The following is a 24,628-nucleotide window of genomic DNA, read 5'->3' as shown; positions in this document are numbered from 1 at the left end:
CCCTTCCGGCCGGCGCGTAGCGGGCCCTTCCGGCCGGCGGCCATCCAAAGGACAAGGCGCCCCTCGGGGCGCCTTGTTGGTCTTGCGTGGCCGGCAGGCTTACATCCAGTACACCAGCACGTACAGGCCCAGCCACACCACGTCCACGAAGTGCCAGTACCAGGCCGCGCCCTCGAAGCCGAAGTGGCGCTCGGGCGTGAAGTGGCCGGCGCCCAGCCGCAGCGTGATGAACAGCAGCATCAGCATGCCCACCAGCACGTGGAAGCCGTGGAAGCCAGTCAGCATGAAGAAGGTCGAACCGTAGGCGCCCGAGGTGAGCTTCAGGTTCAGCTCGTGGTAGGCGTGGAAGTACTCGTAGCCCTGCACGCACAGGAACGTGAAGCCCAGGGCGACCGTGATCACCATGAACAGCAGCGTCTGGGCCCGGTGGCCGGCGCGCAGCGCGTGGTGGGCGATGGTGAGCGTGACGCCCGAGGACAGCAGCAGCGCGGTGTTGATCGTCGGCAGCCAGAACGGGGTCATGGTCTGGAACGGCTCGATGATGCCGGCCGGCGAGGCGGTGGCGCCCGGCGCGACGCTGGGCCAGACGGCCTTGAAGTCGGGCCACAGCAGCGCGTTGTCCAGGCTGCCCAGCGCCGGCACCGAGTGCGAGCGCATCCACCACAGCGCGGTGAAGAAGGCGCCGAAGAACATCACCTCGGAGAAGATGAACCAGCTCATGCTCCAGCGGTACGAGAGGTCGATCTTGCGGCCGTACTGGCCGCCCTCGCTCTCGCGGATGGAGTCGCGGAACCACTGGAACAGCACGCCGAACAGCCACAGCAGGCCGAACAGCAGCGACCAGGCGCCCCAGCCGTTGCCGTTGATCCAGTTGGCGGCGCCCAGGATCACGAAGAACAGGCCGAAGGCCGCGAAGGCGGGATGCCGCGACGGTTGCGGCACGAAGTAGTAGGGCGTGGTGCCGCTGGCGGTGGTACTCATGGTTGTTCGACTCCTGCTTCTCTCTCGATTCGGTTTGGTGCGTGTTCAGGCGATCCAGTGGACCAGGGCGATCAGGCCGCCGACCAGCAGGGCGACCGCGGCGAGCGCGACCACCACGACGTGCAGCGGGTTGAGCTGCTGCATGTCCTGCTGCAGGCCGCTGCCCTTGCGGATGCCCAGGAAGGACCAGGCCACGGCGCGCGCGGTCTTCAGGACGCTCATCCGGCAGCCCCGGTGCGCGCGGGCGCGGCGGCGGTCGGTGCGGGCGGCGTGCCCGATCCCACCTCGAAGAACGTGTACGACAGCGTGATCGTGGTGACGTCCCTGGACAGCTTGGGATCGATGACGAAGGCCACCGGCCACTGCTTCTTCTCGCCGGGCTCCAGCGTGTACTGCTGGAAGCAGAAACACTCGACCTTGTTGAAATGGGCCGCCGCCTGGCGCGGCGCGTAGCTGGGGATGGCCTGCGCCGACATGCGGCGGTCCTGCACGTTCTGGAACTCGTACATCACGGTGGCCAGCTCGCCGGGATGGACCTGGACCGTGCGCTGGGCGGGCTTGAACGACCAGGGGCCGCGCGCGTTGGCGTCGAATTCGACGGTGATGGTGCGCGAGCGGTCGACCTGGCTGTTGGCCGCCGTGCGGGCCGCGCCGGGCACCTGCTTCTCGCCCAGGGCCAGCACGTTGATGCCGGTCAGCTCGCAGATGTGCTTGTACAGGGGGATGAGGCCGTAGCCGAACGCGAACATGCCGGCCGCGACGACGCACAGCTTGCCGACCATCTTGCGGTTCGCGTCGCGCATCCCCACGGCCTCAGCCTCCCAGCAGCGTCATCTTGGCGATGAAGCCGACGAAGAAGACGGCCACGATCGACGCCAGGATCAGCGCCAGGCGTCGGTTGGCTTTCTTCTGTTCTTCGGTGGCCATGGGGCGGCGCTGCTTTCCGGCGGTCAGTGCGGGACGGCGCCCGGGGCGGCGTTCGGGTTGATGCTGGACGGCAGTGCGTCGAGCACGCGGGTGGCGCTGGGGTCCAGCCGCGGCGGCACTTCGAAGGTGTGGAAGGGCGCCGGCGAGGGCACTTCCCACTCCAGGCCTTCGGCGCCCTTGCCGTCGGCGTCGTTCCAGGGGCGCTGGGCGGCAGGCTTGCCCTGGCCGCGCATCACCGGCAGCACGACGAAGAAGAAGAAGTACACCTGCGACAGGCCGAACCAGAAGGCGCCGATGGAGGCCACCATGTTGAAGTCGGCGAACTGCATCGGGTAGTCGGCGTAGCGGCGGGGCATGCCGGCCAGCCCGAGGAAGTGCATCGGGAAGAAGGTGACGTTGAAGGAGATCAGCGAGCTCCAGAAATGGATCTTGCCGCGCGTCTCGTTGTACATCACGCCCGCCCACTTGGGCGACCAGTAGTAGAAGCCGGCGAACAGCGCGAACAGCGAGCCGGCCACCAGCACGTAGTGGAAGTGCGCCACCACGTAGTAGGTGTCCTGCAGCAGCAGGTCGATCGGGGCCATGGCCAGGATCAGGCCGGTGAAGCCGCCGATGGTGAACACGAAGATGAAGCCCACCGCGAACAGCATCGGGGTCTCGAAGGTCATCGAGCCCTGCCACATGGTGGCGATCCAGTTGAAGATCTTCACGGCCGTGGGCACCGCGATCAGCATGGTCGCGTACATGAAGAACAGCTGGCCGGTCACCGGCATGCCGGTGGTGAACATGTGGTGCGCCCACACGATGAACGACAGGATCGCGATCGAGCTGGTGGCGTACACCATCGAGGCGTAGCCGAACAGGCGCTTGCGCGAGAAGGCGGGCACGACCTGGCTGATGATGCCGAAGGCCGGCAGGATCATGATGTAGACCTCGGGGTGGCCGAAGAACCAGAAGATGTGCTGGTACATCACCGGGTCGCCGCCGCCGGCGGGGTTGAAGAACGTCGTGCCCAGGTGGCGGTCGGTCAGCGTCATGGTGATCGCGCCGGCCAGCACGGGCATCACGGCGATCAGCAGGTAGGCGGTGATCAGCCAGGTCCAGGCGAACATCGGCATCTTCATCAGCGTCATCCCGGGGGCGCGCATGTTGAGGATGGTCACGATGATGTTGATCGAGCCCATGATCGAGCTGGCGCCCAGGATGTGCATCGCGAAGATGCCGGCGTCCATCGACGGGCCCATCTGCAGCGTCAGCGGCGCGTACAGCGTCCAGCCGGCCGCGGGCGCGCCGCCGGGCATGAAGAACGAGCCGACCAGCATCAGGCCGGCGGGCACCATCAGCCAGAAGCTGAAGTTGTTCATCCGCGCGAAGGCCATGTCGGCCGCCCCGATCTGCAGCGGGATCATCCAGTTCGCGAAGCCCACGAACGCCGGCATGATGGCGCCGAACACCATGATCAGGCCGTGCATGGTGGTCAGCTGGTTGAACAGCTCGGGGTTGACCAGCTGCAGGCCGGGCTGGAACAGCTCGGCGCGGATGCCCAGGGCCAGCAGGCCGCCCACCATCAGCATGGTGAACGAGAACAGCAGGTACAGGGTGCCGATGTCCTTGTGGTTGGTCGCGTAGACCCAGCGGCGCCAGCCGGTGGGCGCGTGGTCGTGGTGGTCGTCGTGGGCGTGACCGCCCGCCGCGTGGCCGTGGGGATCGAGAACTGCGCTCATGGGCTACCTTTTTCCTTGAATCCTGTTGCGCGTCACTTGCCGCGCTGGGCCAGCACTTCGGACGGCTGGACGACCTGGCCGGTCTTGTTGGACCAGCTGTTCTTCGTGTAGCTGATCACCGCGGCGATGTCGGTGTCGGACAGCGTGCCCTTCCAGGCGGGCATGGCGTTGCGGCCATTGAGCACCACCTCGATCTGCTTGGCCTTGTCGGCGTCCTGCACGATCGGCGAGCCGTCGAGCGCCTTGATCGGGCCGGCGCCCTTGCCGTTGGCCTGGTGGCAGGCGGCGCAGTTGGCGCCGTAGACCTTCTCGCCGCGGGCGGTGATGTCGGCCAGCTGCCACACCTTGTTCGGGTCGTCCTGCTTGGCGGCCAGCTTCTTCTGCTGCTCGCCCACCCAGGCCGAGTAGTCCTGCGCGCTGAGCACCTTCACGTGGATCGGCATGTAGGCGTGCTCCTTGCCACACAGCTCGTAGCACTGGCCGTAGAAGTCGCCGGTCTTCTCGCTGCGGAACCAGGTGTCGCGCACGAAGCCGGGGATGGCGTCCTGCTTGACGCCGAACGCCGGCACGCCCCAGGCGTGGATCACGTCGTTGGCCGTGGTGATGATGCGCACCTTCTTGTTGACCGGCACCACCAGCGGGTTGTCGACCTTGAGCAGGTAGTTGTCCGGCGCGTCCTTGGCGCCCTCGTTGGACATCTCGCGGTGCGTGGCGTCCAGCGTGGACAGGAACGACAGGCCGGCGCCTTCGCCGTTCAGGTAGTCGTAGCCCCACTTCCACTGGTAGCCGGTGGCCTTGATGGTCAGGTCGGCGTTGCTGGTGTCCTTGGAGGCGACCAGCACCTTGGTGGCCGGCAGCGCCATCAGGATCACGATGATGAAGGGCACCAGCGTCCAGACCACTTCGACGGTCACCGACTCGTGGAAGTTGGCCGGCTTGTGGCCCACCGACTTGCGGTGCTTCCAGATCGAATAGAACATCACTGAGAACACGGCGATGAAGATCACGATGCAGGTGATCAGCATGAACCAGTGCAGCCACGACTGCTCGACGGCGATGCGCGTGGCGGCGGTGTGCAGGTTCAGCTGGCGCACCGCGGGTCCGCCGGGCAGGTCGTTGACGGCGTGCGCGGCGCCGGCGGCGCCCGTGGCCGCGAGGGCCGCCAGTCGGGCCAGGGTCGAAAGGCTCTTCATCGTTTCTTGGTTCCGTTTGACTCGATCACACATCCTGGCGCCCTACCGCGCCCCACCCCACTCGCGCAGCGCGCTCCTGATCTCCTGCGCCAGCAGCGGCCGCAGCTCGGGGCGCAGGTAGCGCCCCACGCTGACCGAGCGCCCGCGCGCGGACACCTCGATCAGCGAACGGCCGTCGGCGCGCGGCTCCACCCGCACCCAGTGCGGATCGAACTCCGTGCGCTGCAGGTGGCCGCCGCTCTCCAGCTCGACGACCAGCCGCCGCCCCTGCAGCGAGATGCGCTCACCGTCGGCCGCGTGGCGCGCGTAGAGCAGGAAGGCCAGCCCGACGGCGCCCAGCTCGAGCCAGGCGAAGGGAAGGATCAGGGTCGCACCGTGAAGCCAGAAGAACGCGGCGATCGCCAACGACACGACGCACAGCGAGGCATAGAACCAGCCCAGTTGGGCCGGCGTGACCGAGCAGTTGCGCTTCAGGAACCAGACGATGTTCTGGCCCTGAACAGTCGCGAAACGAAAAACCGGCATCGACGGTAACGCTCACAAAACAACCCCTCATTGTAGCGGCGTTGACCTACCTCAATTCCGGATGTCCCCCGGTTTGACTGGCCGGCCGCCGGCGTGTAGCGCCCGCCGCATGTCCTCCAGCGACAGGCTGGCCTCCGGCCCGACCCGCAGGCGCGGCGCGGGCTTGAGCGCGTGGCCGTAGACGATCTCGAACGTCAGCGCCAGCCGGCCGTCGGGGCCGGCCAGCCGGGCGGCCAGCTCGTCTTCGAGGCGGCGGCGCCACGCCCGCCCGCGCAGCCCGGTGAAGCGTCCCGGGTGCAGGTTGGCGCCGAGCTCGCGCAATTCGGCCAGCAGGCGCCCCGCATCGGCCCAGGTCAGCGTGATGCGCTCCATGTCCATCACCGGCTCGGCGAAGCCGCCGGCCACCAGCATGTCGCCCCAGTCGTGCATGTCGGTGAACTGCGGCCCGGGCGGCCCCCAGCCCAGCGCGGCGTACAGGCCATGCAGCTCGCGCAGCGTGTCGGGCCCCAGGCAGGAGAACATCAGGAAGCCGTCCACCGCCAGCGCGCGGTGCCAGCGCGCGAGCAGCTGCGGCGGCTCCACGGCCTCGTGCAGGGCCATGTTGGACCACAGCATCTGCACGCTGCCGTCGGCCAGGCCGGTGGCGAATTCGCGCCTGGGGCCGCCCCAGCGCTTCCACCAGGGACCGGCCATCGCCTGCCGGGCGGCGGCCAGGCGCTCGCCGGCTTCGACCACCGTGCAGGCGGCCTGCGGATAGCGCTGCTCGAGCAGCGGCTGCGCGGCCAGGCCGCCGCGCACCGGCTCCCAGTGCGCCCAGGTCGTCGGGGCGAGCCGGATCCATTCCAGCCGCTCGGCCATGCGCCGCGCCACCTCGTCGTGCAGCCACGGCGAGCGCGCCGGCGCCACGCGGTGCCAGCGGGCGGCGGCGACGGGATCGAGGGTGGGAGGACGCAAGGACACGGAGCCGGGCAGTATATTGAGCCGATGTGGGCGCAGCTGGTGGCATGGGCGGCAAGGGCGGCGCCCGCGAGGTGCGAGGTCTGCCATGCGTGGCCGGCGCGGCCGGTGTGCGGACGCTGCGCGTCGCGCTTCGCGTCCCCCGGCCACCGTTGCCGCACCTGCGCGCTGGCCGTCCCCGAGGGGATCGAGCAGTGCGGGCGCTGCGTGCGCAGCCCGCCGCCGCTCGACGCCTGCTTCGCCGCGGTGAGCTATGCCTATCCCTGGGCCGGGCTGGTGGCCCGGTTCAAGTTCGCCGCCGAACCCGGCTGGGCCGGCACATTCGCCGGGCTGATGCGCCAGCACCCCGGCATCGACGCCGCGATCGCCGCCGCCGACTGCCTGCTGCCGATGCCGCTGTCGCGCGAGCGGCTGGCGTCGCGCGGCTACAACCAGGCCCATGAGCTGGCGCGCCGGCTCGCCCCCGCCAAGGCCGACCCCGCCCTGGCGCTGCGCCTGCGCGACACGCCGCCGCAGGCGCAGCTGGCGTTCGACGCCCGCCAGGCCAACGTGCGGCAGGCGTTCGCGCTCGAGCCGGCCCGCGCCCATCGCCTGCGCGGGCGCCGCGTGCTGCTGGTCGACGACGTGATGACCACCGGCGCGTCGCTGTTCGCGCTGGCCCACGTCATGCGTGAAGCGGGCGCCGCGTGGGTCGGCGCCGTCGCGCTCGCGCGCACCGAGGAAACCTGACATCCATGTTCCGCATCGTCCTGGTCGAGCCAGAGATCCCGCCCAACACGGGCAACGTCATCCGCCTGGCCGCCAACACCGGCTGCGCCCTGCACCTGATCGAGCCGCTGGGCTTCTCGATGGACGACCGCCACATGCGGCGGGCCGGGCTGGACTACCACGAGTACGCGCAGGTGCGCCGCCACGCGAGCTGGGAAGCCTTCCTCGCCGGCGAGCGCCCGGAGGCGCAGCGCCTGTTCGCCATGACCACCCATGGCACGCGCAACGTGCATGACGTGGCGTTCCGCCCCGGCGACTGGCTCGTGTTCGGCGCCGAGTCGCGCGGGCTCGCCCCCGACCTGCGGGAATCGTTCGCCCCGGCCCAGCGGCTGCGGCTGCCGATGCGGCCGGGCCAGCGCAGCCTGAACCTGTCCAACGCCGTCGCGGTGACCGTGTTCGAGGCCTGGCGGCAGAACGGGTTTGCCTGAGCGCCACGCGCTCACGATTGCAACGCCCGGTTGCCCAGCGCCGTGCTTGACCCGCGCCCACCGTGGCGCAATGTGCAGGGAGCAGCCCGTTCACGGGCCTGTGCACACTCCCTTGGGCGGCCCGCGCTTCGCGCACGGGCCGCTTTTTTTCACGGGTAGCGCCGGCCCAGCGATTCGGCGATGCACACGGGCTTGTCCGAACCCTCGCGCTCGATCGTCACCTTCCAGGTCATCTGCATGCCGCCGTTCTCGATCGCCTCGCAGGCCAGCAGGGCCATGCGCGCGCGCAGGCGGCTGCCCACCGGCACCGGGGCGGTGAAGCGCACCTTGTTCAGTCCGTAGTTCACGCCCATGCGCGTGCCTTGGATCGCGAGCGCGTTCTCGAAGAACCTGGGCAGCAGCGACAACGTGAGGAAGCCGTGCGCGATCGGCGCCCCGAACGGCCCGGCCTTGGCCTTCTCCACGTCGACGTGGATCCACTGGTGGTCGCCGGTCGCCTCGGCGAACTGGTTGACCTGCTCCTGGGTGACGGTGATCCAGTCGCTGACGGCGACTTCCTGGCCCACCAGCGCGGGCAGTTCGGCGAGCGAAGCGATGGTTCTCATGCCGGCACTGTACGGGCGGCGGCGCGCTTCAGCTGTCGAGCCAGCGACAAAGGCCGGCCCACTGCGCCAGGTCGCGCTCGACCCGCCCCGGCGCGACGTCGAACAGCGTGAGGCCGCGCGCGGCCAGGTACACGTAGTTCTGCGTCGGGCGCAGCTCGGCCAGCACCGGCAGGCCCAGCCCCTTGACGAAGGCCTGCAGCTGGTCGGCGGCGATGGTGCGGCTGTCCACGCGCGTGCCCACGATGCCCACGTGCAGGCCGGCAGCCCGGCGGTGCTCGGCCAGCTCGTCCAGGAAGGCGCGGGTGGCGAAGATGTCGAACACGCTCGGCGCGAGCGGCACCAGGACCTTGTTGGCCGAGCGCAGCAGCTCGCGCAGCTGCTTGCCGTGCAGGCCCGCAGGCGTGTCCAGCACGACATGGGTGGTGCCCCGGGGCGGCCGGGCGACCTGCCCGTCGCCGATGTCCCAGCTGGCGACCGGCCGCGCGCCCGGTGGGCGCAAGCCGAGCCACAGGCGGCTGGACTGCTGCCGGTCGGCGTCGCCGAGCATCACGGCGTGGCCGCGGCTGGCGAAGTAGCCGGCGACGTTGGTGGCGAGGGTGGACTTCCCGACGCCTCCCTTGGGATTGGCAACGACCACGACAGGCATGAGCACCTCCTGGCAGCGCACGGCCGCCGGGCGGCCGTTTTACGCTATGTTAGCGACATGGTTGAGCAAACCGCCGAGCCGGCCCCGGGCGCCTACCTGCTGGCCGCGCACCCCAACTGGCGGGAGTCGCGCGTCAACCGCCGGCTGTTCGACGCCGCACGCGCCGTCCCCGGCGTGCGGGTGCAGGACCTGTACGCCAGCTATCCCGATTACGACATCGACGTCGCCGCCGAGCAGCGCCGCGTCGGCGCCAGCCCGCTGCTGGTGCTGCTGCACCCGATCCAGTGGTACTCGATGCCGGCGCTGCTGAAGCTGTGGCTCGACGACGTGCTCACGCATGGCTGGGCCTACGGGCGGCATGGCACGGCGCTGCAGGGCAAGGACCTGTGGCTGGTCGCCACCACCGGCGGGCCCGAGGCGTCCTATCACCCGACGGGCTACAACCGCTACTTCTTCGACGCCTTCCTGCCGCCGTACGAGCAGACGGCGGCGCTGTGCGGCATGCGCTTTCTGCCGCCACTGGTGCTGCACGGCGCGCATCGCGTCAGCGGCGCCGAGATCGAGGCCCATGTGGCGGTGTTCGCGGACCGCCTGCGCACCTATCCGGACTGGCCGGAGCTGGAGGACCTGGCGTCCTGCCCGGCCTGCGACGTGCCCGCGACCGACCGGCCCGGCGGCCGCGAGGCGGGCGGCTGATGGAGCACGTGCCGGCCTGGCTGTCCAACAGCCTGATCTACCTGGGCGCCGCGGTGATCGCGGTGCCCGTCTCGCGTGCCCTGGGGCTGGGCGCCATCATCGGCTACCTCGCCGCCGGCATCGTGATCGGGCCCTGGGGCATCGGCCTGGTGCGGCAGGTGGAGGACATCCTGCACTTCGCCGAATTCGGGGTCGTGCTGATGCTGTTCCTGGTCGGCCTGGAGCTGGAGCCGCGGCGGCTGTGGAACCTGCGCCGGCCGATCTTCGGCTGGGGCGGCGCGCAGGTGGCCGCCTGCGCCGGCGCGCTGTTCGCGGCCGGGCTGCTGGCCGGCGTCGACTGGCGCGTCAGCCTGGTCGCCGCGCTGGGCCTGGCGCTGTCGTCCACCGCCATCGCGCTGCAGGTGCTGGGCGAGCGCAACCTGCTGCGCACCAGCAGCGGCCAGGCCGGCTTCGCGATCCTGCTGTTCCAGGACGTCGCCGCCATCCCGATCCTGGCCCTGCTGCCGCTGCTGGGCGGCGGCGAGCCGCAGGCGGCGGTCGACGGCGGCGGCGCGCTGCTGCAGGCCGGCCGGATCGTCGGCGTGATCGCCGCCATCGTGCTCGGCGGCCGGCTGGCGCTGCGGCCGCTGCTGCGCTGGATCGCGCGCAGCCGCACGCCGGAGATCTTCACCGCCGCCGCCCTGCTCTTGGTGGTCGCGATCGCCGCGCTGATGCAGATCGTGGGCCTGTCGATGGCCCTGGGCGCCTTCCTGGCCGGCGTGCTGCTGGCCGAGAGCGAGTACCGGCGCGAGCTGGAAACCGACATCGAGCCGTTCAAGGGCCTGCTGCTGGGCCTGTTCTTCATCGCCGTGGGCATGAGCATCGACTTCGGCGCGCTGCTCGCGCAACCGGCCGTCATGGCCGCGCTGGTGGTGGGCTTCCTGGCCATCAAGGCGGTCGTGATCTACGCGCTCGCGCGCGCCATCGGGCTCGAGCGCCAGGACCGCCCGGTGCTCACGCTACTGCTGGCGCAGGGCGGCGAGTTCGCCTTCGTGGTGTTCCAGGCCGCCGCCGGCGCGTCGATCTTCCCGCCCGCCACCGCCTCGCTGCTGATCGGCGCGGTGGCGGTGTCGATGCTGCTGTCGCCGCTGCTGCTGGTGGCGATCGACCGCTTCGTGCTGGCGCGCTTCACGCGCGGCGCGGCGCGCCGGCTGGAGGAGCTGAGCGTGCCGCAGCACGCGCCGGTGATCATCGCGGGCTTCGGCCGCTACGGCCAGATCATCGGCCGGCTGATGGCCGCGCAGGGCGTGGGCGCCACCGTGCTGGACCACGACGCCGACATGATCGAGGCCGCGCGCGCGTTCGGCTACAAGGTGTTCTACGGCGACGCCACGCGGCTGGACCTGCTGCGCATGGCCGGCGCCGACAGCGCCAGGGTGCTGGTGGTCGCGGTGGACGACCCGCAGCAGTCGCTGGCGATCGTGGATCTCGCCCGCGAGCATTTCGGCCACCTGCAGCTGGTGGTGCGCGCGCGCGACGTGACGCACTGGAACGAGTTGCGCGACCGCGGCGTGGTGAACGTCGAGCGCGAGCTGTTCGAGGCCAGCCTGCGCAGCGGCCGCACCGTGCTCGAACTGCTGGGCGAGCCGCCGCACGAGGCGCGCCGGCTGGCGATGCGCTTTCGCCGCCACAACATCGAGCTGTTCGAGCGGATGCACCCGTTCCACAAGGACCGCTCCAAGCTGATCGCCGTGGTCAAGCAGGGACGGCGCCAGCTGGAGGAGCAGATGGCCCGCGAACGCGAGGAGGCGGCGGCGCGGCGGCGCACCGGCGCCGAGCGCACGCCGGGCTGGGACGAGGACGGGCCTGGCCGCCCCTGAGCGCGCTACCGAGGCCCGCGGTGCAGGGCCAGGAACTGCAGCCTCGCCGAGCGCGGGATCTCCTCGTGGCAGCGCGCGATGGCCGCCTGCACGGCCTCCTGCGCCGTCGCGCACGGGCCGGCCACGTATTTTTCCAGCGCCGGCCCCGCATCCCAGACCGAGCCGGGCGCCTGCACGTGCACCCGCGCATAAGCCAGGTGCCCCTGCGCGCAGGGCACCGCGTAGCAGCTCACGTGGTAGCCATGCAGCGGGCCCACGATGGCTTCGGCGTCGACGCGCAGGGTCAAGGCGTGCGGCTCAGAGCAGCAATTCGGCCAGCCACAGCACGAGCAGCACCCAGCACTCGCCGGAGATGAGGCCACCGGCCCAGAAATAGGGGCTGGCCAGCAGACCGGGCCGGGCCGCCCCGCGCCGGACCTGCGCCGGGTTGGGCCAGACGAGACACAACAGCATGAAAGGGAGCATGTTGCCTCCTTGGCCGCTGGGCGGCGCGTTCGCCGCCCTTGCTGGCGGCAGATTCACACGGCATGCCTGACTTGCAGCTGATCCTACGTGGTCCGTCAGCCGCGCGCAACGCCGGGTGTCAGTGCGCGAGAAAACCGTCCCAGACCAGCTTCAGCCCGGTGAGCAGCATGCCGCCGTAGACGAACCGGTAGAACCAGGCGGGCGAGATGCGGCGCGCCAGGCGCACGCCGGCCAGCACGCCGACCGGCGCCAGCGGCAGCAAGACCACCGAGGTGGCCATGTTGCGCAGGTCCAGCAGGCCGAGCCAGGCATAGGGGATCCACTTGCTCATGTTCAGCGTGAAGAAGAACACCGCCATGCTGGCGGTGAACACCGCGGGCGGCAGGCGCATCGGCACCACGTAGGCGTTGATCGGCGGGCCGCCCGCATGCGCGACGAAGCTGGTGAAGCCGGAGGTCGTGGTGAGCAGCGCGCCCAGCCAGCGCGGGGGCGCCGGCGAGTCCGGCCGGGGCGGGAACACCAGGCGCTGGGCCAGGAACAGCAGCGTGAACGCGCCGACGATGCCCGCCACCAGGTGCGTGTCCAGCACCTTGAACAGCAAGGTGCCCACCAGCGTGCCCAGCAGCCCGAACGGCAACAGGAAGCGGATCAGCTTCCAGTCGAAATGCGACCGCCAGGCGTGCAGGCCCAGCACGTCCATCACGAACAGCAGCGGCATCAGGATGGCGGCGGCCTGCGGCACGGTGACCGACAGCGCCATCAGCGGCACGGCCAGCGACCCGAACCCGGCGCCGAAACCGCTCTTGCTGATGCCCAGGAGCAGGACGGCGGGGACGGCGACGGCGTAGAAGCCGGGGTCGGAGATGAGCGGGAAATCCAAGCCCGCGATTGTCGCCGCGCTAGCGGGCCACGCGGGCGTGCAGCGCCTGGAGCGACACCAGCAGGTCGCCGATGAACTTGGCGGTGGCCTCGTCCGTGAGGTTGCCCTGGGCGTCGAACTTGGAGGCGCAGTGGGCGATGAACACCTCCGGCTTGTTGACGGTGAAGGCGTTCATGAACACCAGCACCTGCCGCAGGTGGTACTGCACCCGCGCGGTGCCCACCGGGCCGGGGCTGGCGCCCATGATGGCGACCACCTTGCCGTCGAACGGCGGCTCGGGCGGGCGCGACATCCAGTCCAGCGTGTTCTTCAGCACCCCGGGGATGGAGAAGTTGTACTCGGGGCTGACCAGCAGCACGGCGTCGGCGGCCCGCACCCTGGCCTTGAGGGCGGCCACCGGCGCCGGCTCGGCCTGGGCGCGCACGTCGTCGTTGTACAGGGGAATGTCGGCGATGCCGGCGATCTCGACCTCCATGCCGGCCGGCGCCAGCTTCTGCGCGGCGCGTAGCGCCATGGCGTTGTACGAACCGGCGCGCAGGCTGCCGGAGATGCCGAGAACTTTCAAAGGGACTCCTTGGTTGGGATGGTCGTCATTCTGCGTGGTGGCCGCACCGCGGCGGGCACGTCAGCGCTCCAGCGCGCCGCCGGCCAGCCAGCGCTCGCCCCGGGCGTAGAGCGCCTGCACCGCGTCGCCCTTGAGCATGGGCATGTCCATCTTGACCCGGTAGCCGATGCGCGTCTGGATGTACGCCAGGTGCCGGTAGCCCTCGGGCAGGCGCGCCAGCGCGCCCTCGTCCAGGCGCAGCTGCGCGCCCGGGTCGACCGGGTCGAGCCGGTCCTTCTCGTAGATCGGCTGGCGGTGCAGCAGCTTCCAGGCCCCCTCGTGCCTGGCGACGAAGTCGAAGAACCGGCCGGTGCACACCACGTCGCACAGCACCGGCCCGTCCACGCCCTCGACCATCCCGCGCTGCGAGATCGTCATCTTGGTCTGCGCGATGGCGCGGTCGCCGCGCACCTCGATCGCCGAGCCGCCCAGGAAGTGCAGGATGCTCACGCCCTTGTCCCAGCCCTCGCGCGTGACGCGGATGAACTCCTGCCACGGCCCCTGGAACCAGGTGGCCATCATCACGCCGTCGGGATGCCAGCAGGTGGCGAACCGCTCCCAGTCGCCGGCGTCGCGCCAGACGGCCCAGCGCTCGACGAGTTCGCGGACCAGCAGCTTGTCGTGCAGGGTGTCGTTCATGGAACCTTCCCGGCCGGATCGGCCGTCGTGGCCGGGTAATCGACCTGGTGGCGGGCGATGCGGATGTCGCCGAGCTCCCGCTTGACGCGCAGGTGCTCCGGGTGCGTGGCATAGGCATCGAGCGCCGCCTGTGACGCGAACTCGCTGTACAGCACGACGTCGCAGGCGTAGTCGACGCCGCTCGTGTCGATGCCCACCTCCAGGTGCAGCAGCCCGGGGACGCGCCCGCGCAGGCTGTGGAAACTCTCGGCCAGCCGCGCCGCGTGGCGCGCCCGCTCCTGCGGCGTGTCGCCGCGCAGCGTCCACATCACGATGTGCTTGATCATCGAGCCCGCCCTCGGGCCGGCGTGCCGGATGGCGCGGTGCGCGGCATGCGGCTCACCGCGCCTTGTTCAGCACGAAGTCGTACTCGACGAGCCAGGTGCCGTCGGGCTGCTCCACCCAGTCGGCGATGAGCGACTGGCGCACGCCGAACACCGCGTCGGAATCGAGGTAGCGGTCACCGTTGCGAAAGACGTGGGTGATCAGCGTCTCGTAGCCGGGCGCCTGGATCATGAAGTGCAGGTGCGCCGGCCGCCACGGGTGGCGCCTGGTGGCGCGCAGCATGTCCCCCACCGGGCCGTCGTCGGGAATCGGATACGCCTCGGCCAGGATGGAGCGGAAGTGGTACTCGCCCTCGCGGCCGGCCACCAGCGTGCCGCGCCCCTGGGGCGCCTGCAGGCCGGGCCGCTGCACGTCGTACTTGCCCTCGGCGTCGGCCTGCCAGACATCGATCTTCGCGCCGGGCACCGGCCTGCCTTCCAGGTCGAGCACGCGGCCGCGCACGGTGCAGGGCACGCCGGGCGCGCCGTTGGCGACGTCCTGGCCGTGCTCGAACGCCGGCGCGCCCTCGACGAAGAACGGGCCGAACACGGTCGACTCGGTCGCGCCGGCCGGCTTGTCGTTGTTCATCGCCACCACCAGCATCGACAGCCCGAGCGTGTCGGACAACAGGATGAACTCCTGGCGCTTGTCGTCGGTCATGTGGCCCACGCGCGTGAGGAACTCGATGCCGCGGAACCACTCGGCCTCGGTCAGCTCCACCTCGCGCGCGAACGCGTGCAGGTGCTGCACCAGGCTGGTCATGATCTCCTTCAGGCGCGGGTCGGGCGTGTCCGCGAACCGGGCGATCACCGCCTGCGTGATGTTGTCCTGCGTCAGGTTGCGCATGCATCTCTCCTCGGGCCACCCCGTGGCCGGCAACTGTAGGCAGCACCCATAATCCGGTGAAGGGCCGCGCGGGCAAATGAGTTTTCCGCTGCCCGGAACAAAGGCCGGAGGCACCGGCCCGCGAGGAGACACCGAGGTGGACCGCTGGAGCGAGATGGCGCTGTTCGTGCAGGTGGCCGAGACCGGCAGCCTGAGCCGCGCGGCCGAGGCGCTCGGGCTGTCCAACGCGGCGGCCAGCCGCCACCTCTCGGCGCTCGAGGAGCGGCTGGGCGCGCGCCTGGTGGAACGCAACACGCGCCGCCTGTACGTCACCGAACCGGGCCAGGAGTTCCTGCGCCGCAGCAAGTCGATCCTGGCCGAGCTGGCCGACGCCGAATCGGCGGTGAACGCCAGCACCCTCAATCCGACCGGCATGCTGCGCGTGACCGCGTCGCTGTCGTTCTCGGTGCAGCACATCGCGCCGCTGCTGCCCGAGTACACGCGGCGCTACCCGAACGTGACGGTCCACGTCGAGGCGGCCAACCGCTACATGGACCTGATCGACAACAACATCGACGTGGCGATCCGCACGCGCGAGTTCGAGCCCGACTCCAACATCACGATCCGGCGCCTGGCCGAGACGCGCCGGATCCTGGCGGCGTCGCCCGGCTACCTCGGCCGCATGGGCCGCCCGCGCGGGCTCGACGAGCTGGCACGCCACCAGCTGCTGCTGTACACGTACGCCAACAACCCGCACGAGCTGCGGTTCAGCCGCGACGGCGAGACCACCACGCTGCCGGTCAAGGGCCTGCTGGAGTCCAACGACGGCCAGGTGCTGCGCGCGGCGGCGCTGGACGGCCTGGGCATCCTCATCCAGCCCGCCTACATCCTGTACGACGACATCGTCGCCGGCCGGCTGGTGCCGGTGCTGGACGAGTGGGACCTGCCCCGCCTGACCATCAACCTGGCCTACCCGAGCCGCAAGCACCTGTCGGCCAAGGTGCGCACCTTCATCGACTTCATCGCCGAACACTTCGCCCGCCTGGACCACGAGCGCAAGTGGACGCAGCGGTTCGGCAGCTACTGAAGCCCGCCCGTTCAGCCCGGCGTCGCGATCGGCGCGAAGCGCGGCTGCCAGCGGCCGTCGACTTCCACCTGGCCGAAGAACATCGCGTGCGGACGCACCCACCAGCCCAAGTCGCGGCCCAGCGGCCGGTAGACCACCAGCGGCTCCAGGGTCTCGCTGTGCCGCGCGACGCCGATGACTTCGTACTCGCCGCCCTTGTAGTGGCGGTAGCGCCCCGGCGGCGTGGGCGCCAGGGGCGCGAGGTCGTCGCTCATCGCGGGGCCAGTGCGGCGACCATCAGCAGGTAGGTGCTGCGCACCTCGACCCGGCGGAACCCGCAGCGCTCGTACAGGCGCTGCGCCGGGTTCTCGGGATGCACCGTCAGCGCCACCTGCGCGTAGCCGGCCTCGCGCGCCGCCTCCATCAGCGGCCGGCCGAAGCCCCGGTGCTGGAACGGCGGCTCCAGCGCGATGCCCAGCTGCGGCGTGCGGGCGTCGACCGACCCCAGGCCGACCCCGGGCGGCAGCAGCCGCATCCAGCAGGCGCCGGCATCCTGGCCGTCCACCGTCGCCACCACGCCGACGTCGGTGGCGCGGCCCCAGTCCTCGGCATAGATGCGCACGCCCGGCGCCTGCAGGATCTCGATGGGGCGCGGGCCCGCCGGCGGCGGGTCCCACAGCGCCACGTGCAGCCAGTGCCAGAGCCGGTCCTGGTCGGCCGGAGTGAGGGATCGGAATGCGAGCATGTTCGGGTGGCAGGTTCGACCGGGCCCTTGCATGGCCCGGCGAGGCAGGAGCTTAACGGGCGGGGACACCAGATGGACCACGGGGTCGGCCGGCCTCGGTGAACCTCCCTGCGCGGCCGCAAGGATCGGCGCCGGCGGCGCAGACGGCATCGACGTGCCGGCACGGCAGCCCGCCACCCGGGGGCGCTAGCGGTCGGGCCGGCGGCCCTCGAACGCGTCCTGCAGCAGCTGGCGGATCGCCTGCCGCTCGAGCGGGCGCGGATTCGGGTACTGGTTCTGCAGCGCGAGGTCGCAGGCGCGGTCCAGGTCGTCGGCGCGCAGGCCGAGGTCGCGCAGCGCCACCGGCGCGCCGTTGTCCCGGGCCAGGTCGAACACCGCCTGCGCGGCGCTGCTGCCGCCCAGCGCGCGGGCGATCTTCTCCATCGCCTGCGGGGCGGCCGGGGCGTTGTAGGCCAGCGCGTGCGGCAGCACCACGGTGTGCGTCTCGGCGTGCGGCAGGTTGAAGCTGCCGCCGAGCGTGTGGCACAGCTTGTGGTGCAGCGCCATGCCCACGTTGCCCAGCACCGTGCCGCACAGCCACGCGCCGTAGAGCGCGTCGCCGCGCGCGTCCAGGTCGTGCGGCCTGGCGCGGATCGCCGGCAGCGCGCGCCCCAGCGCCGCGATGCCCTCGGCCGCCATCAGGTCCATGACCGGGTTGCCGTCGACGGCGTAGAGGCCCTCGGCCGCGTGCGCGATGGCGTTGATGCCGCTGGTGACGCTCAGCGCCACCGGCAGCGTGAGCGTGAGCTCGGGGTCGTAGATCACGGTGCGCGGCAGCACCTTGCGGTCGCGGCCGGTCTTCTTCAGGCCGCCCTCGGTGATGCCGTAGATCGGCGTCATCTCGCTGCCGGCATAGGTGGTCGGGATGGCCAGGATCGGCAGGCCGGAATCGAGCGCGATCGCCTTGCCCAGCCCGGTGGTCGAGCCGCCGCCGATGGCGACCGCGCAGTCGGCGCCCAGGCGCCGCGCGACCTCGCGGGCCTCGCGCGCCGACTCGATCGGCACGTGCATCACGGCGCGGTCGAAGATGCCGGCGGCCCGCTCGCCCAGCATCTGTGCCACCCGCTCCGCGCCCGCGCGCTGCTCGGGGGTGGACAGCACCAGCGCACGCCGCGCCCCCAGGGCCTCGATCTCGCGCCCCAGGTGCGCCAGCGCGCCGGCGCCGAACACCACCCGTCCGGGCTGGCTGTCGTGGACGAACGCCCGGATCATGGCGGCGCCTCCAGGCCGGCGGCGCGTTCGACCGTCTTGATGACGGCCGCGTAGTCGTCGCCGCCGTCGCCCTGCGCCACCGCCGCGTGCATCAGCTGCAGGGTGGCCGCGGCCTGCGGCACCGGCACATGGCTGGCCGCCGCCGCGCCGACGATCAGCCCGAGGTCCTTGATCATCTGCTCGACCGTGAACGTGGGCGTGAAGTCGCGCCGGGACAGCTGCGCCGCCTTGGCCTTCACGATCGGCGAGGCGACTGCGCTGGCGCCGATCACGGCCCACAGGTCGTCCCAGCGCAGCCCGCCCTTGCGCCCAAGCGCCAGCGCCTCGGCCAGCATCGCGCTGGTCTGGGCGATCATGAGGTTGACCACCAGCTTCATCAGGCGCGCCTGCTCGCCCTCGCCGAGCCAGAACTGCGCCGGCCCGAGCAGCTGCAGCAGGGGCAGCACGCGCTCGTAGGTCGCGCGCGGCCCCGAGGCCATCACCGTGAGCTGCGCCGCCTCGGCCATCTTGTTGTTGCCCGAGACGGTGGTGCGCAGGTACTCGACCCGGGCGCGCGCCAGCGCCTGCGCCACCTGCGCCGAGGCCGCCTGCGACACGGTGCTGGTGTCGACGAAGGCGGTGCCGGCCCGCGCATCGCGGGCGACCTGCTCGCCGACGGCCAGCAGCGCCGCATCGTCCGGCAGCGAGGAGACGATGACCTCCGCGGCCGCGATGCCCCGGGCGCCGGGCGCGGCCTCCAGCCCCGCCGCGCGCGCGAGGGCGAGCCGCCCGGCCTGCGCGTCGTCCACCGTCACCGCGTGGCCGCCGCCGCGCCAGTGGACCGCCATCGGCAGGCCCATCCTGCCGGCGCCGATCACGTGGATGCGCATGGCCGGCTCACTGGGCCTTCAGGCTCGCCGCCCGCGCGATCTTTGCCGCGGTGTCCATCTCCGTGCGGATGTAGGCGTTGAACTGCTCGGGCGTCATCGTGAACGCCTCGGCGCCCAGCTTGGCCAGGCGGTCCTTCACCTCGGGGCTGGCCAGCGCCTTGAGCGCCTCCTCGTGCAGGCGCTTGAGCACCGGGGCCGGCGTGGCCGCCGGCGCGATCATGCCGACCCAGAACGTGTAGTCGGAGCCGGGCACGCCGGCCTCGACCGTGGTCGGCACGTCGGGCAGCGCAGGCGAGCGCGCCGCGGTGCTCACGGCCAGCGCCTGCAGCTTGCCGTCGCGGATCAGCGGCAGCGCCGACGACAGCGGGGCGAAGAACCAGTCGTTGCGCCCGCCGATGACGTCGCTGATCGCCTCCGGCGTGCCCTTGAACGGCACGTGCAGCGCGTCGATGCCGGCCTGCAGCTTGAACTTCTCGGCGTTCAGGTGGGTCGCGCTGCCGACGCCGGCCGAGGCGTAGTTCAGCTGGCCCGGCCGGGCCTTGGCGGCGGCCACCACGTCGGCCACGGTCTTCCAGCCGCGCTGGGGCGAGACGACCATCACGTTGGGCAGCGCGGCCAGCGGCGTCACGCCGGTGAGGTCGCGCACCGTGTCGTAGGACAGGTTGGGGTAGATCGCCGGATTGAGCGCATGGCCCGACGAATGGATCAGGATGGTGGAGCCGTCCGGCTCGCTCTTGGCCACCTGCGCCGCGCCGATGGTGCCGCCGGCGCCGGGCTTGTTGTCGATGATGATCGGCTGGCCCATGCTCTTGCCCATCGCGTCGCCGACCGTGCGGGCGATGATGTCCGTGCCGCTGCCGGCGGTGAACGGCACGACGAAGCGGATCGGCTTGGCCGGATAGGTCTGCGCGGCGGCGGCGCCGGCGAGCAGCGCGGCGGCCAGGAATGCGGCGAGTCGTTGCATGGCTGTCTCCTTGGTTGGATCTGTGCTCAGGCCGGCGCCAGGCCCAGCGCGCGCGTGATGCGCTCGCCCGAGGCGCGCAGCGCGGCCAGCGTGGGCGCGAGGTCCACGCCCACCAGGCGTCCGCCGCGCTTTTTCCATTGCCCCGCCACCATGACGCTGTCGATGTTGGCGAGCGAGGCCTGCATGACGACCGTGCTCACCGGGTCGTGCACCGGTTGCATGTTCAGGTCGTCGGCGCGGACCAGCACCAGGTCGGCCTGCTTGCCCGGCGCCAGCGTGCCGATGCGGTCCAGCTGCTTGAGCATCCGCGCGCCTTCGACGGTCACCCACGACAGCGCCTCGCGAGTGGTGATGGTGGAGGTGGGCGGGATGGTTCCGTGCGCTTGCCGGTACGCGAGGTTGTCCAGGCTGCGCTGCATGCCCAGCGCCACCCGCGCCTGGGTCAGCATGTCGCCACCGAGCACGCTCTCGAGATCGACACCGAGCGAGGGGGCGCGGCCGAAGGCGCGCAGGCGGCCGGTGATCGGGTGGCCGTGGCCCTGCGTCATCTCGTTTTCCGCCGCCGCGGAAAAGCTCATGCCCAGGGCGCAGAAGCGCTGCAGCTGCGCGTCCGACAGGGCATGCCCGTGCACGATGTTCACGTGGTCGCCGAGCAGGCCCTCGGCTTCCAGCCGGTCCCAGCCGTCGGGCGTGCGCGCCGGGCCGCCGCCCTGGTGCAGCGAGGCGATCAGGCCCAGCTCGCGCGCCATGCGGAAGTCGTGCAGCGCGACGTCCATCGTCGCGTAATGCGGCCCCAGCACCGCCGCGTGGATCGACAGCAGCGGGCGGCCCTGGTGCGCCGCGAGCAGCCGTTGCACCTCGGCGCGCGGATGCGGCACCTCCCAGAACGGGCGCTCGCCGGGCTTGGGGTCGGGCTTGGGCGTGCCGTGGAAGAAGGCGGCGCGGATGCCGCTGGCCAGCAGCGCGTCGATGGCCGCGTCGTTGTGCGCGGGGGTGGGGTTGTTGTGGCACCAGTCGGCCAGCGTCGTCGTGCCGCAGTTGAGCTGGTTGAGCGCGCCGGCCAGCGTGGCCACGTGCAGGTCCTCGGGCCGGAACACGGTCGCCAGCCCGGCGTGCATCTTGCGGAAGTACTCCAGCAGCGTCCAGTTGGCGGCCAGGCCGCGCAGGGCGGTCTGCCAGGTGTGCATGTGGGCATTGATCAGGCCCGGGATGGCGATGCAGCCGCGCGCGTCGACCACCTCGCAGTCGTCGGCCTGCACGCGCGGCGCGATGGCGGCGATGCGCTCCCCCTCCACCAGCAAGTCACCCTCGCGCAGGTCGCCCTGCGCGTCCATCGTCAGGACGGTGGCGCCGCGAAGGAGGGTGCGCGCCATGGGCTCAGCCCTCCAGGCCGTCGCTCATGGTGACGTTGTCCGGCCGCAGCTCCAGCCCGGCGTCGCGGGCCATCTCGACCAGCAGCACCGCGAAGTCGATCTGGTCGTACCCGCGCCCGACCAGGCGCGCCACCGATTCGCGCGTGGCCGCGGCCGCCGGCATGGCCACGCCGTGCGCCCTGGCCGCGCCCATGCCCAGGTCCATGTCCTTGAGCAGCAGCTTGGGCGTGAAGGTCACCTGCTCGAAGGTGAGGTTGGTGAGCATCGGCGTCTTGTACCTGGTGTACATCGAGCCCAGCACCGAGTCGTTGATGCTCTCCAGGAACACGTGGCGCGGGATGCCGGCCTTCTCGGCCAGCACCGTGATCTCGCACAGGTTCTGGATGATCACGCCGAACATGGTGTTGTGCGCGATCTTCCAGATGCGGGCCAGCTCGCCCTCGCCCACCCACATCGCCTTGCGCCCCATCGCCTGCAGGTACGGCTGCGCCTTCTCGTACAGCGCCTTCGGGCCGGAGGCGACGATCAGCAGCTTGCCGGCCTTGGCCACCTTCGCGTTGCCCGACACCGGCGCGCACAGGTAGGCGATGCCCAGGCCCTCGAGCCGCTCGCGGATCTGGGCCGACCCCTCCTGCGAGATCGACGAGCTGTCGACCACCACCTGCGGGCGCTGCGCGCCGGTGGCCAGGCCGCCCTCGCCGAACAGCACTTCCTTGAGGTCGTCGGTGGTGGACACCATCGTGAACACCACCTCGCAGGCGGCCAGGTCCAGCTTGCGCTCGACGATGGCGGCGCCGTACCCGGCCAGCGGCGCGGCCTTGGACGCCGTGCGGTTCCACACGCTCACGCCGTGGCCGGCCTTGAGCAGGCGCTTGACCATGGCCTCGCCCATGCGGCCGAGGCCGATCCATCCGATGCGGTTCGTCATGTCGGGAAAAATCCTGGAAGAAAAGGGATCGCGGTCAGCGCGCCGTGGCCTGCTGCCAGTAGCGCCGGTCGATGTACTTGCCGGGGTCGGCCAGCTCGCGCCGGGGCTCGCCGAGCTTGCTGCGCAGCGCCAGCACCGCGGCCACGGCGCGGTCGTCCATGGCCACGTCGGGGAAGAAGCCGGTGCGCGGATCGAGCATCATCTCGCACGACTGGCGCGCGATCTGCGCGGTCATGCCCGGCACGTTGGTCGCCAGCAGGTCCTGCGCGGCGGCGCGGTTGGCCGGCTGCTGCAGCCAGCGCACGGCGTCGCGGTAGGCACGGATGTAGCCGACCACCAGCTCGGGGTGCTGCTGCGCCCAGCTGCGGCGGGCGGCCGCCACCGGCCCGAGATAGGGCCCGAGCACGTCGCGCGCGGTGGCCAGCTGGTTGAAGCCGCGGTTGCGGGCCTGCAGGTCGAACGGCGCGCGCAGCATGGTGGCGTCGTGCCGGCGTTCCATCAGCGCGGCGTAGCGGCGGTCGGTGCCGCCGGCCCGCGCCCACTTCACGTCGGACTCGGTCACGCCGCTGCGCGCGAGCATCTCGCGCAGCGCGAACGCGAAGCCGTTGGTCATCGCGTCGACCGACACGGTGCGGCCGCGCAGGTCGGCCATCGTGCGCACCTCGGGCACGGCGACGATGCTGAGGAACCCGTCGTCCGAGCCCATGAAGGCAAAGAAGTCGCTGGGCGGGTCGAACTTCACCTCGCCCTGCCCTTCCTGGTAGGCGACGATGTTGTCGAACGCGGTCATCGCGACCTGGTAGCGCCCGTCCATCAGGCCGGTGAACACCTGCCTGGAGTCGGCGGTGATCACCAGCTGCAGGGCGATGCCTTCGCGGGCGAAGAAGCCCTGTTCCCGGGCCGCCCACAGCGGCAGGTTGAAGCCGCCGCCGAAGCTGATCACCGTCAGGGGCTGGAGCGGGCGCGCGGTGGCGCAGCCGGCCAGCGCGGCGGCGGCGCCGCCGCAGGCGGCCGCCAGCAGCTGGCGGCGACTCGTCGACCATGGTTCCATGGCCGCGAAGTGTCGAAGCCCGGCGGCGCACTGGCAAGGCGCCGGGCGGAATTCAGTTTTTCGGCAACCGCAACAGCGCGGGCGTCAGACCCGCTCGAGCACCAGCGCGATGCCCTGGCCGACGCCGATGCACATGGTGCACAGCGCGTAGCGGCCGCCGGTGCGGTGCAGCTGGTTGATCGCGGTGGTCGCCAGGCGGGCGCCGGAGGCGCCCAGCGGGTGGCCCAGGGCGATGGCGCCGCCGTTCGGGTTGACCCGGGGATCGTCGTCGCGCAGCCCCAGGTCGCGCAGCACGGCCAGGCCCTGGGCGGCGAACGCCTCGTTCAGCTCGATCACGTCCATCTGCTCCAGCGTCAGGCCCGTGAGCGCCAGCACCTTGCGCGTGGCCGGCGCCGGGCCGATGCCCATGATGCGGGGCGCCACGCCCGCGGTGGCCATGCCGACCACGCGCGCGCGCGGCGTGAGGCCCTGGCGGCCGGCCGTGGTCTCGTCGGCCACCAGCAGCGCGCAGGAACCGTCGTTGACGCCGCTGGCATTGCCTGCGGTGACGGTGCCGTCGGGCCGGACCACGCCCTTGAGCCGGGCCAGCGCCTCCAGCGAGGTCTCGCGCGGATGCTCGTCCCTGGCCACCACCACGGCCTCGCCCTTCTTCTGCGGGATGGTCACGGGCGTGATCTCGGCGTCGAAGAAGCCTGCCTTCTGCGCCGCCACGGCCTTGAGCTGGGAGGCGAGCGCCATGCGGTCCTGCGCCTCGCGCTCGATGCCGTAGTCGGTCGCGACGTTCTCCGCCGTCTCGGGCATCGAGTCGACGCCGTACTGCTCCTTCATCAGCTTGTTGACGAAGCGCCAGCCGATGGTGGTGTCGTAGACGGCGTTGGCGCGCGAGAACGCGCTCTCGGCCTTGGGCATCACGAACGGCGCGCGGCTCATGCTCTCCACGCCGCCGGCGATGAGCAGCCCCGCTTCGCCGGCCTTGATGGCGCGCGCCGCGGTGCCCACCGCGTCCAGGCCCGAGCCGCACAGGCGGTTGATCGTCGCGCCGGACACCTCGATCGGCAGGCCGGCCAGCAGCGAGGCCATGCGCGCGACGTTGCGGTTGTCCTCGCCGGCCTGGTTGGCGCAGCCGTACAGCACGTCGTCCAGCGCCTGCCAGTCGACCTTGGTGTTGCGCGCCATCAGCGCCTTGATCGGCAGGGCCGCGAGGTCGTCGGTGCGCACGGACGAGAGCGCGCCGCCGTAGCGCCCGAACGGGGTGCGGATGGCGTCGCAGATGAAGGCTTGCTTGGTCATGACATT

Annotated in this window: 31 protein-coding genes; 5 read left to right on the top strand and 26 right to left on the bottom strand. The window is 71.3% G+C overall.

All coding sequences use genetic code 11. The annotated features are described in order from the left end of the window. Nucleotides 1–99 precede the first annotated feature (99 nt). Genes AC3ANR_RS03605 through AC3ANR_RS03570 form a run of 8 tightly spaced genes read right to left on the bottom strand, consistent with a single transcriptional unit; the run spans nucleotide 100 to nucleotide 6,310 of the window. Nucleotides 100–981, bottom strand: coding sequence for a cytochrome c oxidase subunit 3 (locus AC3ANR_RS03605; RefSeq protein WP_488290513.1), 882 nt, complete (start codon nucleotides 979–981; stop codon nucleotides 100–102). 45 nt (nucleotides 982–1,026) lie between these two features. Beyond that, nucleotides 1,027–1,203, bottom strand: coding sequence for a DUF2970 domain-containing protein (locus AC3ANR_RS03600; protein ID WP_488290512.1), 177 nt, complete (start codon nucleotides 1,201–1,203; stop codon nucleotides 1,027–1,029). Next, a complete protein-coding gene (locus AC3ANR_RS03595) occupies nucleotides 1,200–1,763 on the bottom strand; it encodes a cytochrome c oxidase assembly protein (protein ID WP_488291744.1) in 564 nt (187 codons plus the stop codon). The genes AC3ANR_RS03600 and AC3ANR_RS03595 overlap by 4 nt, the downstream gene beginning before the upstream one ends. A gap of 31 nt (nucleotides 1,764–1,794) precedes the next feature. Continuing rightward, nucleotides 1,795–1,908, bottom strand: a complete 114-nt coding sequence (locus tag AC3ANR_RS03590) for a cytochrome oxidase small assembly protein (protein ID WP_488290511.1) — start codon at nucleotides 1,906–1,908, stop codon at nucleotides 1,795–1,797. 23 nt (nucleotides 1,909–1,931) lie between these two features. Then, nucleotides 1,932–3,632 carry a cytochrome c oxidase subunit I gene (gene ctaD, locus AC3ANR_RS03585; protein ID WP_488290510.1) on the bottom strand — a complete coding sequence of 567 codons (1,701 nt, stop codon included), beginning with the start codon at nucleotides 3,630–3,632 and terminating at the stop codon, nucleotides 1,932–1,934. 32 nt (nucleotides 3,633–3,664) lie between these two features. Then, nucleotides 3,665–4,825: a cytochrome c oxidase subunit II gene (coxB, locus tag AC3ANR_RS03580; RefSeq protein WP_488290509.1), complete on the bottom strand. Its 1,161-nt coding sequence runs from the start codon at nucleotides 4,823–4,825 to the stop codon at nucleotides 3,665–3,667. Between the two features lie 42 nt (nucleotides 4,826–4,867). Then, nucleotides 4,868–5,350 (bottom strand): DUF2244 domain-containing protein, encoded by a 483-nt coding sequence (locus AC3ANR_RS03575; protein WP_488290508.1) that lies wholly within the window; start codon nucleotides 5,348–5,350, stop codon nucleotides 4,868–4,870. 51 nt (nucleotides 5,351–5,401) lie between these two features. After that, the gene (locus AC3ANR_RS03570; protein ID WP_488290507.1) at nucleotides 5,402–6,310 is read right to left on the bottom strand and encodes a biotin synthase; all 909 of its coding nucleotides are present in this window, start codon (nucleotides 6,308–6,310) and stop codon (nucleotides 5,402–5,404) included. A 24-nt stretch (nucleotides 6,311–6,334) separates the two neighbouring features. On the opposite strand from AC3ANR_RS03570, the gene AC3ANR_RS03565 reads away from it, so the two are divergent. Next, the gene (locus tag AC3ANR_RS03565) at nucleotides 6,335–7,036 is read left to right on the top strand and encodes a ComF family protein (protein WP_488290506.1); all 702 of its coding nucleotides are present in this window, start codon (nucleotides 6,335–6,337) and stop codon (nucleotides 7,034–7,036) included. Nucleotides 7,037–7,041: 5 nt separating this feature from the next. Then, the gene (gene trmL / locus AC3ANR_RS03560) at nucleotides 7,042–7,503 is read left to right on the top strand and encodes a tRNA (uridine(34)/cytosine(34)/5-carboxymethylaminomethyluridine(34)-2'-O)-methyltransferase TrmL (RefSeq protein WP_488290505.1); all 462 of its coding nucleotides are present in this window, start codon (nucleotides 7,042–7,044) and stop codon (nucleotides 7,501–7,503) included. A gap of 149 nt (nucleotides 7,504–7,652) precedes the next feature. On the opposite strand, the gene AC3ANR_RS03555 is transcribed toward trmL, so the two are convergent. After that, nucleotides 7,653–8,108 (bottom strand): MaoC family dehydratase, encoded by a 456-nt coding sequence (locus AC3ANR_RS03555; RefSeq protein ID WP_488290504.1) that lies wholly within the window; start codon nucleotides 8,106–8,108, stop codon nucleotides 7,653–7,655. Nucleotides 8,109–8,136: 28 nt separating this feature from the next. Beyond that, a complete protein-coding gene (locus tag AC3ANR_RS03550) occupies nucleotides 8,137–8,754 on the bottom strand; it encodes a ParA family protein (protein ID WP_488290503.1) in 618 nt (205 codons plus the stop codon). 57 nt (nucleotides 8,755–8,811) lie between these two features. Here AC3ANR_RS03550 and kefF point away from each other — a divergent pair, with 57 nt between their 5' ends. Both kefF and kefC read left to right on the top strand, forming a co-directional pair. Continuing rightward, a complete protein-coding gene (kefF, locus tag AC3ANR_RS03545) occupies nucleotides 8,812–9,450 on the top strand; it encodes a glutathione-regulated potassium-efflux system oxidoreductase KefF (RefSeq protein ID WP_488290502.1) in 639 nt (212 codons plus the stop codon). After that, nucleotides 9,450–11,309 (top strand): glutathione-regulated potassium-efflux system protein KefC, encoded by a 1,860-nt coding sequence (gene kefC, locus AC3ANR_RS03540; RefSeq protein WP_488290501.1) that lies wholly within the window; start codon nucleotides 9,450–9,452, stop codon nucleotides 11,307–11,309. Before kefF ends, kefC begins: the two co-directional genes overlap by 1 nt. A 5-nt stretch (nucleotides 11,310–11,314) precedes the next feature. Here kefC and AC3ANR_RS03535 read toward each other — a convergent pair whose 3' ends face one another. The 7 genes from AC3ANR_RS03535 to AC3ANR_RS03505 all read right to left on the bottom strand — a co-directional run bounded on the left by AC3ANR_RS03535 (nucleotide 11,315) and on the right by AC3ANR_RS03505 (nucleotide 15,106). After that, on the bottom strand, nucleotides 11,315–11,596 hold the full coding sequence (locus tag AC3ANR_RS03535) for a hypothetical protein (protein ID WP_488290500.1): 282 nt from the start codon (nucleotides 11,594–11,596) through the stop codon (nucleotides 11,315–11,317). A gap of 10 nt (nucleotides 11,597–11,606) precedes the next feature. Further along, nucleotides 11,607–11,774 (bottom strand): hypothetical protein, encoded by a 168-nt coding sequence (locus tag AC3ANR_RS03530; RefSeq protein ID WP_488290499.1) that lies wholly within the window; start codon nucleotides 11,772–11,774, stop codon nucleotides 11,607–11,609. A 118-nt stretch (nucleotides 11,775–11,892) separates the two neighbouring features. Further along, nucleotides 11,893–12,654: a sulfite exporter TauE/SafE family protein gene (locus AC3ANR_RS03525; RefSeq protein ID WP_488290498.1), complete on the bottom strand. Its 762-nt coding sequence runs from the start codon at nucleotides 12,652–12,654 to the stop codon at nucleotides 11,893–11,895. Between the two features lie 19 nt (nucleotides 12,655–12,673). Beyond that, nucleotides 12,674–13,219 (bottom strand): NADPH-dependent FMN reductase, encoded by a 546-nt coding sequence (locus AC3ANR_RS03520; protein ID WP_488290497.1) that lies wholly within the window; start codon nucleotides 13,217–13,219, stop codon nucleotides 12,674–12,676. Nucleotides 13,220–13,279: 60 nt separating this feature from the next. After that, a complete protein-coding gene (locus AC3ANR_RS03515; protein ID WP_488290496.1) occupies nucleotides 13,280–13,897 on the bottom strand; it encodes a nuclear transport factor 2 family protein in 618 nt (205 codons plus the stop codon). Then, nucleotides 13,894–14,223, bottom strand: a complete 330-nt coding sequence (locus AC3ANR_RS03510) for a Dabb family protein (RefSeq protein ID WP_488290495.1) — start codon at nucleotides 14,221–14,223, stop codon at nucleotides 13,894–13,896. Before AC3ANR_RS03510 ends, AC3ANR_RS03515 begins: the two co-directional genes overlap by 4 nt. 52 nt (nucleotides 14,224–14,275) lie before the next feature. Beyond that, entirely contained in the window at nucleotides 14,276–15,106 is an 831-nt protein-coding gene (locus tag AC3ANR_RS03505; RefSeq protein WP_488290494.1) for an intradiol ring-cleavage dioxygenase, read from the bottom strand. Nucleotides 15,107–15,242: 136 nt separating this feature from the next. Here AC3ANR_RS03505 and AC3ANR_RS03500 point away from each other — a divergent pair, with 136 nt between their 5' ends. Further along, nucleotides 15,243–16,172, top strand: a complete 930-nt coding sequence (locus AC3ANR_RS03500) for a LysR family transcriptional regulator (protein WP_488290493.1) — start codon at nucleotides 15,243–15,245, stop codon at nucleotides 16,170–16,172. Between the two features lie 11 nt (nucleotides 16,173–16,183). Here AC3ANR_RS03500 and AC3ANR_RS03495 read toward each other — a convergent pair whose 3' ends face one another. From AC3ANR_RS03495 to pcaF, 9 genes are all read right to left on the bottom strand, one after another. Then, nucleotides 16,184–16,426, bottom strand: coding sequence for a DUF1653 domain-containing protein (locus AC3ANR_RS03495; protein WP_488290492.1), 243 nt, complete (start codon nucleotides 16,424–16,426; stop codon nucleotides 16,184–16,186). Further along, complete coding sequence (locus tag AC3ANR_RS03490) at nucleotides 16,423–16,896, bottom strand: GNAT family N-acetyltransferase (protein WP_488290491.1); 474 nt, start codon at nucleotides 16,894–16,896, stop codon at nucleotides 16,423–16,425. Before AC3ANR_RS03490 ends, AC3ANR_RS03495 begins: the two co-directional genes overlap by 4 nt. A 186-nt stretch (nucleotides 16,897–17,082) precedes the next feature. Next, a complete protein-coding gene (locus tag AC3ANR_RS03485; protein WP_488290490.1) occupies nucleotides 17,083–18,147 on the bottom strand; it encodes a maleylacetate reductase in 1,065 nt (354 codons plus the stop codon). Then, nucleotides 18,144–19,016, bottom strand: a complete 873-nt coding sequence (locus tag AC3ANR_RS03480) for an NAD(P)-dependent oxidoreductase (protein ID WP_488290489.1) — start codon at nucleotides 19,014–19,016, stop codon at nucleotides 18,144–18,146. The genes AC3ANR_RS03485 and AC3ANR_RS03480 overlap by 4 nt, the downstream gene beginning before the upstream one ends. A 7-nt stretch (nucleotides 19,017–19,023) precedes the next feature. Next, nucleotides 19,024–19,980, bottom strand: coding sequence for a tripartite tricarboxylate transporter substrate binding protein (locus AC3ANR_RS03475; RefSeq protein WP_488290488.1), 957 nt, complete (start codon nucleotides 19,978–19,980; stop codon nucleotides 19,024–19,026). A gap of 26 nt (nucleotides 19,981–20,006) precedes the next feature. Beyond that, nucleotides 20,007–21,353, bottom strand: coding sequence for an amidohydrolase family protein (locus tag AC3ANR_RS03470; protein ID WP_488290487.1), 1,347 nt, complete (start codon nucleotides 21,351–21,353; stop codon nucleotides 20,007–20,009). A gap of 4 nt (nucleotides 21,354–21,357) precedes the next feature. Next, complete coding sequence (locus AC3ANR_RS03465; RefSeq protein ID WP_488290486.1) at nucleotides 21,358–22,281, bottom strand: NAD(P)-dependent oxidoreductase; 924 nt, start codon at nucleotides 22,279–22,281, stop codon at nucleotides 21,358–21,360. A 34-nt stretch (nucleotides 22,282–22,315) separates the two neighbouring features. Then, nucleotides 22,316–23,332, bottom strand: coding sequence for an ABC transporter substrate-binding protein (locus AC3ANR_RS03460; RefSeq protein WP_488290485.1), 1,017 nt, complete (start codon nucleotides 23,330–23,332; stop codon nucleotides 22,316–22,318). An 84-nt stretch (nucleotides 23,333–23,416) separates the two neighbouring features. Beyond that, nucleotides 23,417–24,622 carry a 3-oxoadipyl-CoA thiolase gene (gene pcaF / locus AC3ANR_RS03455; protein WP_488290484.1) on the bottom strand — a complete coding sequence of 402 codons (1,206 nt, stop codon included), beginning with the start codon at nucleotides 24,620–24,622 and terminating at the stop codon, nucleotides 23,417–23,419. Between the last annotated feature and the right edge of the window lie 6 nt (nucleotides 24,623–24,628).

The sequence above is a fragment of the Ramlibacter sp. JJN2-2R genome (assembly GCF_057747835.1).
Note: the sequence above shows the minus strand (reverse complement) of the source record. Positions and strands in the feature narration are given on the sequence as shown.